General features: G+C 73.4%; 15 protein-coding genes. 11 read left to right on the forward strand and 4 right to left on the reverse strand.

The features are described from left to right. Nucleotides 1-71: 71 nt before the first annotated feature. The 5 genes from ACZ7RU_RS25095 to ACZ7RU_RS25115 all read left to right on the forward strand — a co-directional run bounded on the left by ACZ7RU_RS25095 (nucleotide 72) and on the right by ACZ7RU_RS25115 (nucleotide 3,452). A complete protein-coding gene (locus ACZ7RU_RS25095; RefSeq protein ID WP_470343212.1) occupies nucleotides 72-524 on the forward strand; it encodes an SRPBCC family protein in 453 nt (150 codons plus the stop codon). Between the two features lie 98 nt (nucleotides 525-622). After that, the gene (locus ACZ7RU_RS25100) at nucleotides 623-1,282 is read left to right on the forward strand and encodes a hypothetical protein (RefSeq protein WP_470343213.1); all 660 of its coding nucleotides are present in this window, start codon (nucleotides 623-625) and stop codon (nucleotides 1,280-1,282) included. Between the two features lie 114 nt (nucleotides 1,283-1,396). Further along, a complete protein-coding gene (locus ACZ7RU_RS25105) occupies nucleotides 1,397-2,188 on the forward strand; it encodes a DsbA family protein (RefSeq protein ID WP_470343214.1) in 792 nt (263 codons plus the stop codon). Continuing rightward, complete coding sequence (locus tag ACZ7RU_RS25110) at nucleotides 2,185-2,805, forward strand: vitamin K epoxide reductase family protein (RefSeq protein ID WP_470343215.1); 621 nt, start codon at nucleotides 2,185-2,187, stop codon at nucleotides 2,803-2,805. Before ACZ7RU_RS25105 ends, ACZ7RU_RS25110 begins: the two co-directional genes overlap by 4 nt. A gap of 62 nt (nucleotides 2,806-2,867) precedes the next feature. Then, nucleotides 2,868-3,452, forward strand: coding sequence for a dihydrofolate reductase family protein (locus tag ACZ7RU_RS25115; RefSeq protein WP_470343216.1), 585 nt, complete (start codon nucleotides 2,868-2,870; stop codon nucleotides 3,450-3,452). A 55-nt stretch (nucleotides 3,453-3,507) separates the two neighbouring features. Here the strand turns inward: ACZ7RU_RS25115 and ACZ7RU_RS25120 are convergent, their stop codons facing one another. Next, complete coding sequence (locus ACZ7RU_RS25120) at nucleotides 3,508-4,491, reverse strand: adenosine deaminase (protein WP_470343217.1); 984 nt, start codon at nucleotides 4,489-4,491, stop codon at nucleotides 3,508-3,510. Between the two features lie 141 nt (nucleotides 4,492-4,632). Between ACZ7RU_RS25120 and ACZ7RU_RS25125 the strand changes: the two genes are divergently transcribed. Beyond that, nucleotides 4,633-4,914: a DUF6158 family protein gene (locus ACZ7RU_RS25125; protein ID WP_360339450.1), complete on the forward strand. Its 282-nt coding sequence runs from the start codon at nucleotides 4,633-4,635 to the stop codon at nucleotides 4,912-4,914. Between the two features lie 121 nt (nucleotides 4,915-5,035). After that, nucleotides 5,036-6,424 (forward strand): NADP-dependent succinic semialdehyde dehydrogenase, encoded by a 1,389-nt coding sequence (locus ACZ7RU_RS25130; protein ID WP_470343218.1) that lies wholly within the window; start codon nucleotides 5,036-5,038, stop codon nucleotides 6,422-6,424. Nucleotides 6,425-6,454: 30 nt separating this feature from the next. Here ACZ7RU_RS25130 and ACZ7RU_RS25135 read toward each other — a convergent pair whose 3' ends face one another. Both ACZ7RU_RS25135 and ku read right to left on the reverse strand, forming a co-directional pair. Then, nucleotides 6,455-6,760: a hypothetical protein gene (locus tag ACZ7RU_RS25135; RefSeq protein ID WP_470343219.1), complete on the reverse strand. Its 306-nt coding sequence runs from the start codon at nucleotides 6,758-6,760 to the stop codon at nucleotides 6,455-6,457. Between the two features lie 56 nt (nucleotides 6,761-6,816). After that, the gene (gene ku, locus ACZ7RU_RS25140) at nucleotides 6,817-7,833 is read right to left on the reverse strand and encodes a non-homologous end joining protein Ku (RefSeq protein WP_470343220.1); all 1,017 of its coding nucleotides are present in this window, start codon (nucleotides 7,831-7,833) and stop codon (nucleotides 6,817-6,819) included. Nucleotides 7,834-7,978: 145 nt separating this feature from the next. On the opposite strand from ku, the gene ACZ7RU_RS25145 reads away from it, so the two are divergent. From ACZ7RU_RS25145 to ACZ7RU_RS25155, 3 genes are all read left to right on the forward strand, one after another. After that, nucleotides 7,979-8,215: a hypothetical protein gene (locus ACZ7RU_RS25145; protein WP_470343221.1), complete on the forward strand. Its 237-nt coding sequence runs from the start codon at nucleotides 7,979-7,981 to the stop codon at nucleotides 8,213-8,215. Nucleotides 8,216-8,506: 291 nt separating this feature from the next. Continuing rightward, the gene (locus ACZ7RU_RS25150) at nucleotides 8,507-9,943 is read left to right on the forward strand and encodes an amino acid permease (protein WP_470343222.1); all 1,437 of its coding nucleotides are present in this window, start codon (nucleotides 8,507-8,509) and stop codon (nucleotides 9,941-9,943) included. Nucleotides 9,944-10,106: 163 nt separating this feature from the next. Next, on the forward strand, nucleotides 10,107-11,288 hold the full coding sequence (locus tag ACZ7RU_RS25155) for a helix-turn-helix domain-containing protein (RefSeq protein WP_470343223.1): 1,182 nt from the start codon (nucleotides 10,107-10,109) through the stop codon (nucleotides 11,286-11,288). Between the two features lie 101 nt (nucleotides 11,289-11,389). On the opposite strand, the gene ACZ7RU_RS25160 is transcribed toward ACZ7RU_RS25155, so the two are convergent. Beyond that, the gene (locus ACZ7RU_RS25160; protein ID WP_470343224.1) at nucleotides 11,390-12,157 is read right to left on the reverse strand and encodes a serine protease; all 768 of its coding nucleotides are present in this window, start codon (nucleotides 12,155-12,157) and stop codon (nucleotides 11,390-11,392) included. Nucleotides 12,158-12,320: 163 nt separating this feature from the next. Here ACZ7RU_RS25160 and ACZ7RU_RS25165 point away from each other — a divergent pair, with 163 nt between their 5' ends. Beyond that, nucleotides 12,321-13,148 (forward strand): EI24 domain-containing protein, encoded by an 828-nt coding sequence (locus ACZ7RU_RS25165; protein ID WP_470343225.1) that lies wholly within the window; start codon nucleotides 12,321-12,323, stop codon nucleotides 13,146-13,148. The last annotated feature ends 139 nt before the right edge of the window (nucleotides 13,149-13,287 follow it).

A 13,287-nucleotide genomic window follows, 5' to 3' on the forward strand; every position in this document is an offset into this window, starting at 1 on the left:
CCCTCCCGAGAGCCCCCATTGCCCACCCCCACCCCCAGGCGCACGCTGGACCCAAGGGAGGTCCCACCCCCATGAGCACCCTCGAAGAACAGATCGACATCGCCGCCCCCGTCCTCGCCGCCTGGGAGCAGCTGCACCGCGTGCACGAGTACCCCCGGTTCGTCGACGGCGTCCGCACCGCCCACCCCCACGGCCGCAACCTCGCACACCTCGGCGTGGAGGTCGCCGGCGCCGAGCGCGCGGTCGACGCCGAGATCACCGACCGCGGCCGGGGCCGGGTGATGGCCTGGCGGACCCTGGACTCGCTCCGGCTGCGCGGCGCCTTCGCCCTGCGGCCGCTGGACGCCCGGCACACCCGGGTGCAGATCCGGGTGGAGTACGACCCGGAGGCGGTGCACCGGGAGTTCGGCGGCCCGCGCGGTTTCGCCCAGGCCGGGGCGATCGAGCGGGCGGTGCGCGAGGACCTGGACCACTTCCGGCAGCTGGTCGAGGCACGGGTGAACGCCGCCGACGGCCACCCGTAAGCGCCGGATAAGCCCAGCTCAGTACGGGTGGTGAGGCTCTTCACAGCCTCCCGCCCGACAGACCGTTCCAGTTTCAACCTGTGGCAGACTCGGTTCCCATGGACATCGGCCCGGTCACCAGGACGCTCCGCGCGGCGGTCTTCGCCGCGCTGGTCGTGCTGCTCGCCGGGCTGGGCCAGGTGCTGGTCACCGGCCGCGCGCTGCCGGTCGGTCCGATGCTGCTGGCCGCGGCCGCCGTGTTCGCGGTGGCCTTCGCCCTGGTGGGCCGCGAGCGCGGCTACCCGGCGATCGCGGCGGTGTTCCTCCCGCTGGAGCTGGGCGCCGGCGCGCTGTTCGACCTCGCGCAGAGCAGCTGTCCCTCGCTGCCGCCCGGCGCCGGGCACGGCCTGCAACCGCTGCTGTGCGGCGGCGGCTCGCTCGGCGGCTTCCTGCTCGGCCACGGCGTCTCCGCGCGGACCGGCGTGCTGCTGCTCCTGCTGCTGCACACGGTGATCGCGCTGGCCGGCGCCTACTGGCTGCGCCGCGCCGACGCCGCGCTGTGCTGCCTGGCCGCCGCCGTCCGGATGCTGGGCGAGTTCCTGCACCGCCACCTCCCGGCCGCCGCCCGCTGGCTGCGGCTGCTGGCCGCCCCGCTGCCGGCCCGTCCGCCGGCGCGGGCGCCGTTCCCCCGGGCCAGCCGCGTGCTGGTCCCCGCCGAGGACGTCGTCGTCCGTCCGGCCGTCCGGCGTGGTCCGCCGGTGTTCGCCCTGGCCGTCTGAGCCGCGGGCCTCCCGCCCGCCCCAACCCGCTCAGTCGGCTGTCTCTCCCCCCTCGCGCAGGCCCCGACCGGCCGCGCGCGCCCTCCCGTACGCCCGAGAGCACAGGACGACACCATGAGCAACATCCGCAGGACTGCCGAGAAGACCGCCGCCACCGACCGCATGCGCGCCGCCCGCGCCCAGGCCGAGCGCTCCGAGCGCGTTCGCCGCCGGGTGGTGGTCGGCGGCGTCTCCGCCGCCGTGCTCGCCCTCGCGGCGGGCGTGGCCTTCGCCGTCGGCGGCTCCTCCGGCTCCGGTTCGGACGCCGCGAGCGGCCCGCTGGTCGTCCCGGCCAACGCGGGCGGCGACAACGGCACCGTGGTCACCTACGGCAAGGCCGACGCCCCGCACACCCTGGAGGTCTACGAGGACTTCCGCTGCCCGTTCTGCGAGCAGTTGGAGACCACCACCGGCAAGGCGATCCAGCAGCTCGCCGACGACGGCACGTACAAGGTCGAGTACCACCTGGCGACGTTCCTGGACGACAACCTCGGCGGCAAGGGCTCGCGCACCGCGCTGGCCGCCGCCGGCGCCGCGCTGAACGAGGGCGTGGACAAGTTCAAGGCCTTCCACGACGTGCTGTACGCCAACCAGCCCGACGAGCGCAGCGACGCCTTCGGCGACGTCAACCACCTCCTGGACCTGGCCGGCCAGGTGCCCGGCCTGAAGACCGACGCCTTCGTGAAGGCGGTGACCGACCGGACCTACGCCCCCTGGGCGGCCAAGGTCAACGAGGAGTTCAACAAGAGCGACGTCACCGGCACCCCGACCGTCAAGCTGGACGGCAGGAAGCTGGACGTCCTGAGCAACGGCAAGGCCGTCTCCCCCGAGCAGTTCACCGCGATGGTCGAGCAGGTGACCGGATGACGGCCGGCTCCCCCGCCGTGCGGCCCGGTACCGGCGCGAGCCGCCCGTTCGCCTGGCTGCTGCTGATCGGCGGCGCGGTCGGCCTGTTCGCCTCGGCGGTCCTCACCCTGGACAAGATCCGGCTGCTGGAGGACCCGTCCTACGTCCCGAACTGCAACATCAACCCGATCATCAGCTGCGGTTCGATCATGCGCAGCGAGCAGGCGGAGGCCTTCGGCTTCCCCAACTCGCTGATCGGGCTGGTCGCCTTCGGGGTGGTCGTCGCGGTCGGCGCCGGGCTGCTCTCGGGGGCGGCGTTCCGGCGCTGGTTCTGGCTCGGTCTCCAGGCCGGAACGGTGTTCGGGGCCGGCTTCGTGACCTGGCTGATGTACCAGGCGCTGTACCGGATCGGCGCGCTCTGCCCGTACTGCATGGTGGTGTGGGCCGCGGTGATCCCGCTGTTCTGGTACACCACGCTGCACAACCTGCGCTCGGGCGTGATCCCGGTGGGCCCGCGGCTGCGGGTGGCCGTCCGGGAGGCGGCCCGCTACCACTGGGTCGTCCCGGCCCTGTGGTACGCGGTGATCGCGCTGCTGATCCTCAACCGGTTCTGGTACTACTGGAGCACCCTGATCTGATCGCCGTCCGCCGTCCTCCCGTTCCGCGGGGAGGGCGGCGGACCGTCCTCCCGGTGGGTGCCATGCGCCGCAGGATCGTTCTCTTCGTGTCCCTCTCGGTCGACGGCTACTTCGAGGGGCCGGACCACGACCTCGGCTGGAACCTGGTCGACGACGAGGTGCACACCCACTTCAACCGGGAACTCGCCCGGATGGGTGGTTTCGTCTCCGGCCGGGTGACGCACGAGCTGATGGCCTCCGTCTGGCCGACCGCCGACCAGGATCCCGACGCCGACGCCCCGATGGTCGAGTTCGCGGGCATCTGGCGCGCGATGCCGAAGACCGTCTTCTCCCGCACCCTGGACCGCGCCGACTGGAACACCACCGTCGTCCGCGAGGTCACCCCCGAGACGGTGGCCGCCCTCACCGCCGGCCCCGGCGGCGACCTCTCCCTCAGCGGCGCGAACCTGGCCGAGTCCTTCCTCGCCCAGGACCTCGTCGACGAGTTCCGCCTCTACGTCCACCCCGTCGTGCTCGGCCGCGGCACCCTCTTCTTCCGCCCCGCCGACCGTCCCCTCCCGCTCGCCCTGAAGGACACCTACCGCTTCACCAACGGCGTCACCCTGCTCCACTACGAGCGCGTCGGCCCGTCGCCCCTGGACGGGTGACGGGCCGACGCGCTCGACGCCTGGAGCTGCCGCACGGAGCCGCCGCTCGAAGAGGTCAGAAGGCGTACGCCTCCACCTCGGCGAGGAGTTCCTCCCGGCGCCGCTCGCTGATGAACGAGGCGCGGAAGGAGTTGGCGGCCAGCAGGCGCATGGTCTCCCGGTCGAGGGCGAGCGCCTCGCGCACGGCGCGGAAGTTGTCCTCCACGTAGCCGCCGAAGTACGCCGGGTCGTCGGAGTTGACGGTGACCAGCAGGCCGGCGTCCAGCATCTCCCGCAGCGGGTGGTCGGCGAGGGTGTCGACGCAGCGCAGCCGGACGTTGGAGAGCGGGCAGAGGGTCAGCGGGATCTGCTCGCGGACCAGGCGGGCGACCAGCTCGCCGTCCTCCAGGCAGCGCAGCCCGTGGTCGATCCGCTCGACGCCGAGGACGTCCAGCGCCTCGGTGATGTACCCGGCCGGGCCCTCCTCACCCGCGTGGGCGACCCGGCGCAGCCCGGCCTCGGCGGCCCGGCGGTACACCTCGCGGAACTTCACCGGCGGGTGGCCGACCTCGGCGGAGTCCAGGCCGATGCCGGCGATCCGGTCGAAGTACGGGCGGGCGGCCTCGAAGGTCTCCAGCGCGGACTCGGCGGACTCGTCCCGCAGGAAGCACATGATCAGCTGGGTACTGATGCCGTACCGCTCCTCGCCGCGCTCCAGCGCCCGGGTCAGCCCGTCCACCACCGCGCCCAGCGGCACCCCGCGCGCGGTGTGCGCCTGCGGGTCGAAGAAGATCTCCGCGTGGCGGACGCCCTGCTCGGCGGCCCGGGCCAGGTAGGCGTCGGCGAGGTCGGCGAAGTCGTCCTCGGTGCGCAGCACGGCCATCAGCGCGTAGTAGAGGTCCAGGAAGGACTGGAGGTCGCTGAAGGAGTACGCCTCGCGCAGCGCCTCGGTGTCGGCGTACGGCAGTTCGACGCCGTTGCGGGCGGCGAGCTCGAAGGCGAGTTCGGGCTCCAGGGTGCCTTCGATGTGCAGGTGGAGTTCGGCCTTGGGAAGCGGCATGTGCGATCTGTCCGAGCTGTAGCGGGTGGTCCTGGGAAGTCGTGAAGGATTCATCCTATGATCCGAGCGCTGGCGAACGGGTGCACCGACGGCGCTCCGCGGGCACCCTGGAGGAGAGGACTTCGCCGAGGAGGCACCGAGATGCGGCACGCCGACGACCCGCACATCCGGCCCGCGGGCATCTCCCCGCACGCCCTGGGCAACGACACGCTGCTGCACGAGCTGGAGCAGCTCCACCGCACGCGCCACGAGACCTTCCTGTACGGCTCGGAGGAGGCGCTGAAGCGGCACACGCTGCGCACCGGGGAGCTGGAGGCCGAGTACCTGCACCGCTTCCCCAACCGGCAGGTCACCGCCGCCCGGACCAGGGCCGGGGCCCGCGCCCGGGAGGCGGCGGCCCGGGTGGAGTCGCTGCCGGAGTGACCGGGGCGGGCCGCGCGCCCGCCGGGACACGCCGGGCGCGCGGTGGCGTGCCCGGAGCCGGGCGGTCGGGGAGGGTGGGAGGGCAGATCCACCGGATCCTCACCCCTCCTGGGAGCCCCGCATGCCCATCGCCAGCGTCAACCCCGCGACCGGCGAGACCGTCCAGACCTTCGAAGCGCTCGACGCGGCCGGCGTCGAGCGGCGGCTGGCCCGCGCCGAGACCGCCTTCCACAGCTACCGCGGCACGTCCTTCGCCGCCCGCGCCGAACTGCTGCACCGCGCCGCCGACCTGCTGGAGCGGGACCAGGAGACGGTCGCCCGCACCATGACCGAGGAGATGGGCAAGCCGCTCGCCGCCGCCCGTGCCGAGGCCGCCAAGTGCGCGAAGGCGATGCACTGGTACGCGGACAACGCCGAGGCGCTGCTCGCCGACGAGCACCCGGCCCCGGCCGACGTCGCCGACTCCGGCGCCGCCCGCGCCTACGTCCGCTACCGTCCGCTCGGCCCGGTGCTGGCCGTGATGCCGTGGAACTTCCCGTTCTGGCAGGTGATCCGGTTCGCCGCGCCGGCCCTGATGGCGGGCAACGTCGGCCTGCTGAAGCACGCGTCCAACGTGCCGCGCACCGCGCTGGCGATCGAGGAGCTGTTCCGGCGGGCCGGCTTCCCGGAGGGCTGCTTCCAGACCCTGCTGATCGGCTCGGGCGCGGTCGAGGGGGTGGTCCGGGACCCCCGGGTCGCCGCCGTCACCCTCACCGGCAGCGAGCCGGCCGGGCGGGCCGTCGCGGCCGCCGCGGCGGACGAGGTGAAGAAGGCCGTCCTGGAGCTGGGCGGCAGCGACCCCTTCGTCGTGCTGCCGAGCGCCGACCTGGACGCCGCGGTGCGCACCGCCGTCCGGGCCCGGGTGCAGAACAACGGCCAGTCCTGCATCGCCGCCAAGCGGTTCATCGTGCACACCGACGTCTACGACCGCTTCACCACCGCCTTCACCGCGGCGATGAGCGCCCTGAAGGTCGGCGACCCGATGGACGAGGACACCGACGTCGGCCCGTTGGCCAGCCGCCAGGGCCGGGACGACCTGGAGGAGCTGGTCGAGGACGCCCGCACCCGTGGCGCCCGGGTGGAGTGCGGCGGCGGGCGCCCGGAGGGCTGGGACACCGGCTGGTTCTACGAGCCGACGGTGCTGACCGGCATCACCCCGGCGATGCGGATCCACCAGGAGGAGACCTTCGGCCCGGTCGCCACCGTCTACCGGGTGGCCGACCTGGACGAGGCGGTGGCGGTCGCCAACGACACCCCGTTCGGGCTCAGCGCCAACGTCTGGACCACCGACGAGGCCGAGCGGGAGCGCTTCGTCCGGGACATCCAGGCCGGCGGGGTGTTCTTCAACGGGATGACGGCCTCCCACCCGGCGCTGCCGTTCGGCGGCGTCAAGCGCTCCGGGTTCGGGCGGGAGCTGTCCGGGCACGGGATCCGGGAGTTCTGCAACGTCACCACGGTGTGGATCGGTTGAGCCCTCCCGGATCCCGGCCCGGCGGCCGGGTCAGGACGCCATCCGGTGCCGGCCCGGCCCCGGGGTCATCCAGCGGGCGACCACGCCGACCATCGCGACGATCGTCAGCCCCCAGAAGACCGCCATCGGCACCAGCACCGGCAGCAGGCTCACCTGGGCGGCGATCATGCCGAGGCCGACCGAGAGCGCGATCATGAACGTCACCACGGTGGGGCTGAGGCTGAGCAGCCAGTGCCAGACGCGGTGCCCGAAGCCCCGGGCCCTGCGGGCTTCGGGGCCCGTGTCGGCGTCGGCGTCGGCCCGGGCGTCGATCTCCTTGTAGGTCAGCAGGTCCATCGGGATCGCCTCCAATGCTGGACGGCTGGACGGGAGGAAGCCTGGCCCCGGTGGGGTCAGGAGGCCTTGCGGGGTGACGAGGACTTCCGGGTGGTGGTCTTCTTCGCCGTCGAACCGCTCGCCGTCGAACCGCTCGCGGCGGTCTTCGCCGAGGTCTTCGTGGAGCTCTTCCCGGAGGCCGCGCCGGAGGACTTCGGGGCCGCCTTCGCGGCCGTCTTCTTCGCCGGGGCGCGCCTGCGCGGCGCGGGCTCCTCCTCGTCGCCGGCCTCCGGGGCCTCCCCGGCCCCGCCGCCCCGCCCGCCCTTGGCCTGCTTGAGACTACTGCGCAGCGCCTCCATCAGGTCGATCACGTTGTCCGGCGCCTCGCCCGGCTCCTCCTCGTGCGGGACCTCCACGCCCTCCAGCCGCGCGGTGATCACCTGCTGGAGCGCCTGCTGGTAGTCGTCGTGCAGCTGGGACAGGTCGAAGTCCTCGGAGAGGGTGTCCATCAGCGAGCGCGCCATCTTGAGCTCCTGCGGCCGGACGGTGACGTCGTCCTCGGGCGCGATGCCGGCCGCCGGGCGGACCTCGTCGGGCCAGATGCAGGTCTGGAGCACCAGGGTGTTGTCGTGCACCCGCAGCACCGCGGGCGACTCCCGGGTGCGCAGCGCGATCTTGGTGACGGCGATCTGCCCGGAATCGGTGAGCGCGTCGCGCAGCAGGGCGTACGGCTTGGCGGCGGCCTTGTCGGCGACGCCCACGTAGTAGGCCTTGGAGAACATCAGCGGGTCGATCTCGCCCTCGTCTACGAAGGCCAGCACGTCGATGATCTTCTTGCTGGGCAGCGGCAGGTCGGCGAGGTCCTCGTCGGAGAGCGTGACGGTCCGCCCGTCGGGGGACTCGTACCCCTTGGCGATCTCCGCGTACGGGACCTCCTTCTCCTCCCGTTCGCAGTACCGCTTCATCCGCACCCGGCCGCCGTCCTTCGCGTGCACCTGGTGCAGCGGGACGTCGTGCTCCTGGGTCGCGGAGTACAGGTGGACGGGGATGCTGACCAGCCCGAAGCTGATCGTCCCCTTCCAGGTGGTCTGCATGGGGTCGCTCCTGACCGGCGCCGGGTACCGGCCGGCACCGAGCACGCTCGGGATGCTCCTACGACATGCCCCGAGAGTCCCACTCTGCCCGGATTTGCGAGGATCGGCCACACCGCGCCGACAATGGGCCGAGGAGGTCGATGCGATGACCGCCCACAGCCGGGAGGACCGGCACGACCGGGACCAGGCGCCACCGCCGGAGCGGTACGGCTACCTGGTGACGTACGCGGTACGGGGCGAGCCCGGCGTACGACGCGCGGAGGTGACCGTGCTGCCCGGATACTCACAGGAGGAGGACGTCCCCCGGATCCTGGCCGCCCGGCTGACCGGGCGCCCGGCGGACGAGTCCTCGATCACCGTCCTCGACGTGCGGCCGGTCTGACCGCCATCCCGCGGCCGGCCCGACCGCCCCCACCTGCGGCCGATTTGAGGCCCAGCAGAGCTTGGCAACCGCTCCGATCACTGACGGTGCGTCAGATCTGAGGTTTCCATGCCACCTTTCCACCCACTCTGACCAGGCCTTTTGCGTTCGGTGAGCGAACAGTTATCAAAGGATTGTTCCGATACTCGGGCGTAGAAGTTAGGTTGCGACGCAATGCGCGGGCAAGTCCCCCACCCTCCGGCGCGACGAGCCGAGGGTCATACCGCGCTGGAAAGGCACAGGGCACCCTTGATGAGTGCGGACACCACCAAGCCCACGACGGCCACGAAGCCCCACCACCCGGAACCGATCGGACACGGCGGCGACGGCCACCTGAAGGCCGGGCTCAAGAACCGCCACCTGTCGATGATCGCCATCGGCGGCGTGATCGGCGCTGGCCTCTTCGTCGGCTCCGGCGCGGGCATCGCGTCCACCGGCCCGGGCATCCTGCTCTCCTACGCACTGGCCGGCGCACTGGTCGTGCTGGTGATGCGGATGCTCGGAGAGATGGCCGCGGCCGACCCGCAGAGCGGCTCGTTCTCGGCGTACGCGGACCGCGCGCTCGGCCGCTGGGCCGGCTTCTCCATCGGCTGGCTGTACTGGTTCTTCTGGGTCGTGGTGCTCGCCGTCGAGGCGACGGCCGGCGCGAAGATCCTCAACAACTGGGTGCCCGGCGTGCCGCAGTGGGGCTGGGCGCTGATAGTGATGGCGGTGCTGACCGCCACCAACCTCTTCTCGGTGGCCTCCTACGGCGAGTTCGAGTTCTGGTTCGCCGGGATCAAGGTGGTCGCGATCGCCGCGTTCCTGGTGATCGGCACCCTCGCCGCCTTCGGTCTGCTGCCGGGCACCCACGCGGTCGGCGCCAGCAACCTGACCGGCCACGGCGGCTTCCTGCCGCACGGGGTGGGCGCGGTCTTCACCGGCATGCTCACCGTGGTCTTCGCCTTCATGGGCAGCGAGATCGTCACCCTGGCCGCCGGCGAGTCGGAGGACCCGGAGAAGGCGGTCAGCAAGGCCACCAACAGCGTCATCTGGCGCATCGGGATCTTCTACCTGGGCTCGATCCTGCTCGTGGTCACCCTGCTGCCGTGGGACTCCGCCGAGGTCAAGGCGAGCCCGTACGTGGCGGTGCTGGACCACATCGGCATCGCGGGCGCCGGCCAGGTGATGGACGTGATCGTGCTGACGGCGGTGCTGTCCTGCCTCAACTCCGGGATGTACACGGCCTCCCGGATGGCCTTCTCGCTCGGCCAGCGCGGGGACGCGCCCAAGGCCTTCGCCACGGTGACCTCGCGCGGCGTGCCGCGGGTGGCGATCCTCTCCTCGGTGGTCTTCGGCTTCGTCGCGGTGTTCTTCAACTACACCTCGCCGGACACCGTGTTCGCCTTCCTGCTCAACTCCTCCGGCGCCGTCGCGCTCTTCGTCTGGCTGGTCATCTGCGCCACCCAGCTGCGGATGCGCAAGATCATCGAGCGCGAGATGCCCGAGCGGCACACCGTCCGGATGTGGCTGTACCCGTACCTGACCTGGACGGCCATGGGCATGATCGGGTTCGTCATGGCGTACATGTTCACCGACGCCGACGGGCGCAAGCAGATGTACCTGTCGCTGGTCGCCGCAGCCATCGTGCTGGCGGCCTCGGCCGTGGTGGGCCGACGGCGGCGGGCCGCGGTGGCGGCGGGCTCCTGACCCGTCCGCCCCGCGCGGGAACGCCGGGCCCGGGAGGCGTTGCGGAGGCTCCCGGGCCCGGCGCCGTTCCCGGCCGCACACCCCAGTTTGACCTAGGCACGTCAACGGGGATACCAGGGCATGACGCTCCCCCACGAGCCCCCCGCCCCCTCCGGGAGACCCCGTGCCGCCCCTGCCCGCCCCCACACCGCCGCCGCCACCCCCTCCGCGCGCGCAACCCGAGGCCGCGCGCCTGCGATTCGGCCGCCGGCTGCGCCACTGGCGCGAGGCCCGCGGCCTGAGCCAGGCCGAGGTCGGCCGGCTGCTCGGCTACCACGACTCGCTGATCAGCCGGGTCGAGAACGCCCACCGCTGGCCGCCGCCCGGGCTGCCCGCCCGGGCCGACGAACTCCTGCTCGCCGGCGGCGAGTTGGCGGCCCTGTGGCAGTCCGTCCACCGGGAGCGCGAACGCCTCGGCGCCCGCGCCGCCGCCACCCGGCCGCCGCTCCCGGCCGACCCCGCCCCACCGGACGACGCCACCGTCGAGACGCTCGCCCAGCTGCTCGCCGCCTACCGCGCCGCGGCGGGCCGGATCGGCGGCGAGGAACTGGCCGCCGTCCTGGAGCACCACACCCACACCCTGCTCGGCCGGGCCCGCCCCGACCCGCGTGCCGACCCCGCCGCCGACCTGTCGCTCGCCGCCCAGTACGCCGAACTCGCCGGCTGGGCGCACTTCGAGGGCGACCGCCACGCCCGCGCGCTCAGCTGGTACGCCACCGGCCTGGAGTGGGCCCACGCCACCGGCGACCGGGCCACCGCGGCGGCTCTGCTCGCCCGGCAGAGCACCCTCTACTGGTGGCACGGCGACGATGCCACCGCGCTCGCCCTGGCCGACGCCGCCCGGAGCACCGCCCCTCCCCTGCCGGGACCGCGGGCCTGGGCCGCCGTCGTCCAGGCCCACGCCCACGCCCTGGCCGGCCGGGCGCCGCAGGTCTCCCGGGCCCTGGAGGACGCCCGGCGGCTGACCGGCGCCGCGCTGCGCTCCGGCGAGCCGACGCCCTGGTCGGCGCGCGCCGACCTGGTCCTGGCCGTCGCGCACGGCACCTGCCAGCGGGACCTCGCCGTCCGCACCGGCCGCACCGGCCACGCCCGCGCCGCCGCCGACCGGCTGGAGGCCGCCCTGCGCCTCCTCGACCCGGCCGGCCGTCCGCGCGACCACGCCCTGGTCACCGCCCGCCTGGCCGGCGCCCACGCCCTCGCCGGCCGCGCCGACACCGCCGCCGCCCTGCTCGCCCGGCTGCCCCCGAACACCACCGGCCGGATCGCCCGCGAGCGGCGGCGGGCCGAGGAGTGGCTGCGCGGGTGAGGGCGGTTCCCGCGACCGGCATGGACGGGGCCGGCCACCACCTGGGGGAGTGGTGGCCGGCCCCGTCGGACCGGTTCGGCCGGCGTCGGCGCCGGGTCGGCTCAGAGGCCGGCCGCCGCCGCGGCGATGTCGGCCGCGTAGGTGCTCACCTGGGAGTAGACGCCCGGGTAGCCCGCGCGGGCGCAGCCGTTGCCCCAGCTGACGATGCCGACCTGGATCCAGCGGCCCGCCGTGTCCCGGCGGACCATCGGGCCGCCCGAGTCGCCCTGGCAGGTGTCGACGCCGCCCTGGTCGACGTAGCCCGCACAGATCGAGCCGGGCTTGTTCAGGCCCGGGTAGGCGCTCTCGCAGGTGGCGTCGTCGACGAACGGCACGGTGGCCTTGAGCAGGTACCGCTGCTGGGCGCCGCCCTCGCTCGCGGCGCCCCAGCCCATGATGGTGAAGGTGCCGTTGTCGTAGGCGGTGGTGGTGGCGATCGGCAGGGTGCTGACCAGGCTGCTGTTCACCGGCGAGGCCAGCTTGATCAGCGCCCAGTCGTCGCCGTTCTCGGCGCCGGTGAAGGCCGGCGACTGGTAGACGTACGAGGAGCGGACCTTGATCGCGCTGCCGCTGCGCAGGTCGACCGCCCCGAAGGTGGCGGTGATGCTGCTGTTGGCGCCGGTGCCGTCGACGCAGTGGGCGGCGGTGAGCACGATCTGCGAGGTGTAGAGCGCGCCGCCGCAGCCCATCGAGAGCCGCGCCATGAACGGGAACTCGCCCTGCGCCGCCCGCGTGCCGCCGACCACACCGGGGGACGGTGCGGGCGAGGCGGCGGCGGGCAGCACGAGCAGGCCGGCACCGAGTACCAGACCGGCCAACAGGCTCGTCATTCTGCCGAGTTGACGCTTCATCGAGCTCCTCCTTGACAGGTGGGGGAGCACCGAGAGTGGCCCGGCGAACGCTGCGGCAGGAGGGTCCGGACCTTGCCGGTCGAAACTGGCAGGAACACGGCAATGCGGGGTTCCGGGCGGGAAGGCTCTAGGGTGATCGGCCATGCGAGATCTTGTGGCGGGGATGAAGTACCTGATCGAGGGCCAGAAGTGGGTGGCCCGGCGCGGCCGCTGGTGGGGCTTCGGGATGCTGCCGGCCCTGATCGCCCTGGTCGGCTACGTCGTCGCGCTCGCCTTCCTCGGCGCCTGGTCCATGGACCTCGCGGACTGGGCCACCCCGTTCGCCGACCACTGGGGCTCGCCCTGGCGGGACCTGCTGCGCGACGCGCTCGCCGCGATCGTCTTCGGCGGCGGCCTGCTGCTCTCCCTGCTCACCTTCACCGCCGTCACCCTGCTGGTCGGACAGCCCTTCTACGAGGCGCTCTGCGCCGCGGTGGACGAGAGCGAGGGCGGCGCGCCCACCCCGCCGGACGTCCCGATCTGGCTCGAGCTGCTGATCGCGGTTCGCGACAGCGTGTACGTGCTGGCGCGGGTGGCCGCGTTCGGCGTGCTGCTGTTCGCCTGCGGGTTCATCCCGGTGATCGGGCAGACGGTGGTCCCGGCGCTCGGCTTCCTGGTGTCCGGTTTCTTCCTGACCGTCGAGCTGACGGCCGTCGCCCTGCAGCGGCGCGGGGTGCCGCAGCCCGAGCGGATCCGGCTGCTGCGCGCCCGGCTCGGGCTGGCGCTGGGCTTCGGCACGCCGCTGGTGCTGGCGTTCCTGGTGCCGCTGGTCACGGTGCTCGCCATGCCGGGGGCCGTCGCCGGTGCCACCCTGCTGGCCCGCGACCTGGTGCCGGCGACCGGCGAGGACGAGCAGGAGGAGGCGCCCGCCCCCGACCACCACTCCACCCCCGCGCGGCCCGTCCCCGGGAATCCGTACGCGACCTCCTGAGTCCGTGACCGTCCGCTCACGCTGCGCCGAACTCGCGCCCGGTCACGTGTGAGCCCGCCCACAGCGGGTTCGCCACCTACGATCCCCGATAGTGGAGCAGCACCCCGGGGCCCCCGCCCCGGGGGACCTGGGGCGCCCG

It is taken from the genome of Kitasatospora sp. NPDC114501, assembly GCF_055633695.1.

Bases quoted from the DNA above. Each gene is read 5' to 3' on its own strand.
- ACZ7RU_RS25105 (WP_470343214.1), top strand. From the start codon at position 1,397: ATGAGCAACATCCGCAGGACTGCCGAGAAGACCGCCGCCACCGACCGC.
- ACZ7RU_RS25160 (WP_470343224.1), bottom strand. From the start codon at position 12,157: ATGACGAGCCTGTTGGCCGGTCTGGTACTCGGTGCCGGCCTGCTCGTG.
- ACZ7RU_RS25135 (WP_470343219.1), bottom strand. From the start codon at position 6,760: ATGGACCTGCTGACCTACAAGGAGATCGACGCCCGGGCCGACGCCGAC.
- ACZ7RU_RS25150 (WP_470343222.1), top strand. From the start codon at position 8,507: ATGAGTGCGGACACCACCAAGCCCACGACGGCCACGAAGCCCCACCAC.
- ACZ7RU_RS25120 (WP_470343217.1), bottom strand. From the start codon at position 4,491: ATGCCGCTTCCCAAGGCCGAACTCCACCTGCACATCGAAGGCACCCTG.
- ACZ7RU_RS25165 (WP_470343225.1), top strand. From the start codon at position 12,321: ATGCGAGATCTTGTGGCGGGGATGAAGTACCTGATCGAGGGCCAGAAG.
- ACZ7RU_RS25130 (WP_470343218.1), top strand. From the start codon at position 5,036: ATGCCCATCGCCAGCGTCAACCCCGCGACCGGCGAGACCGTCCAGACC.
- ACZ7RU_RS25125 (WP_360339450.1), top strand. From the start codon at position 4,633: ATGCGGCACGCCGACGACCCGCACATCCGGCCCGCGGGCATCTCCCCG.
- ku (WP_470343220.1), bottom strand. From the start codon at position 7,833: ATGCAGACCACCTGGAAGGGGACGATCAGCTTCGGGCTGGTCAGCATC.
- ACZ7RU_RS25110 (WP_470343215.1), top strand. From the start codon at position 2,185: ATGACGGCCGGCTCCCCCGCCGTGCGGCCCGGTACCGGCGCGAGCCGC.
- ACZ7RU_RS25145 (WP_470343221.1), top strand. From the start codon at position 7,979: ATGACCGCCCACAGCCGGGAGGACCGGCACGACCGGGACCAGGCGCCA.
- ACZ7RU_RS25100 (WP_470343213.1), top strand. From the start codon at position 623: ATGGACATCGGCCCGGTCACCAGGACGCTCCGCGCGGCGGTCTTCGCC.
- ACZ7RU_RS25115 (WP_470343216.1), top strand. From the start codon at position 2,868: ATGCGCCGCAGGATCGTTCTCTTCGTGTCCCTCTCGGTCGACGGCTAC.
- ACZ7RU_RS25095 (WP_470343212.1), top strand. From the start codon at position 72: ATGAGCACCCTCGAAGAACAGATCGACATCGCCGCCCCCGTCCTCGCC.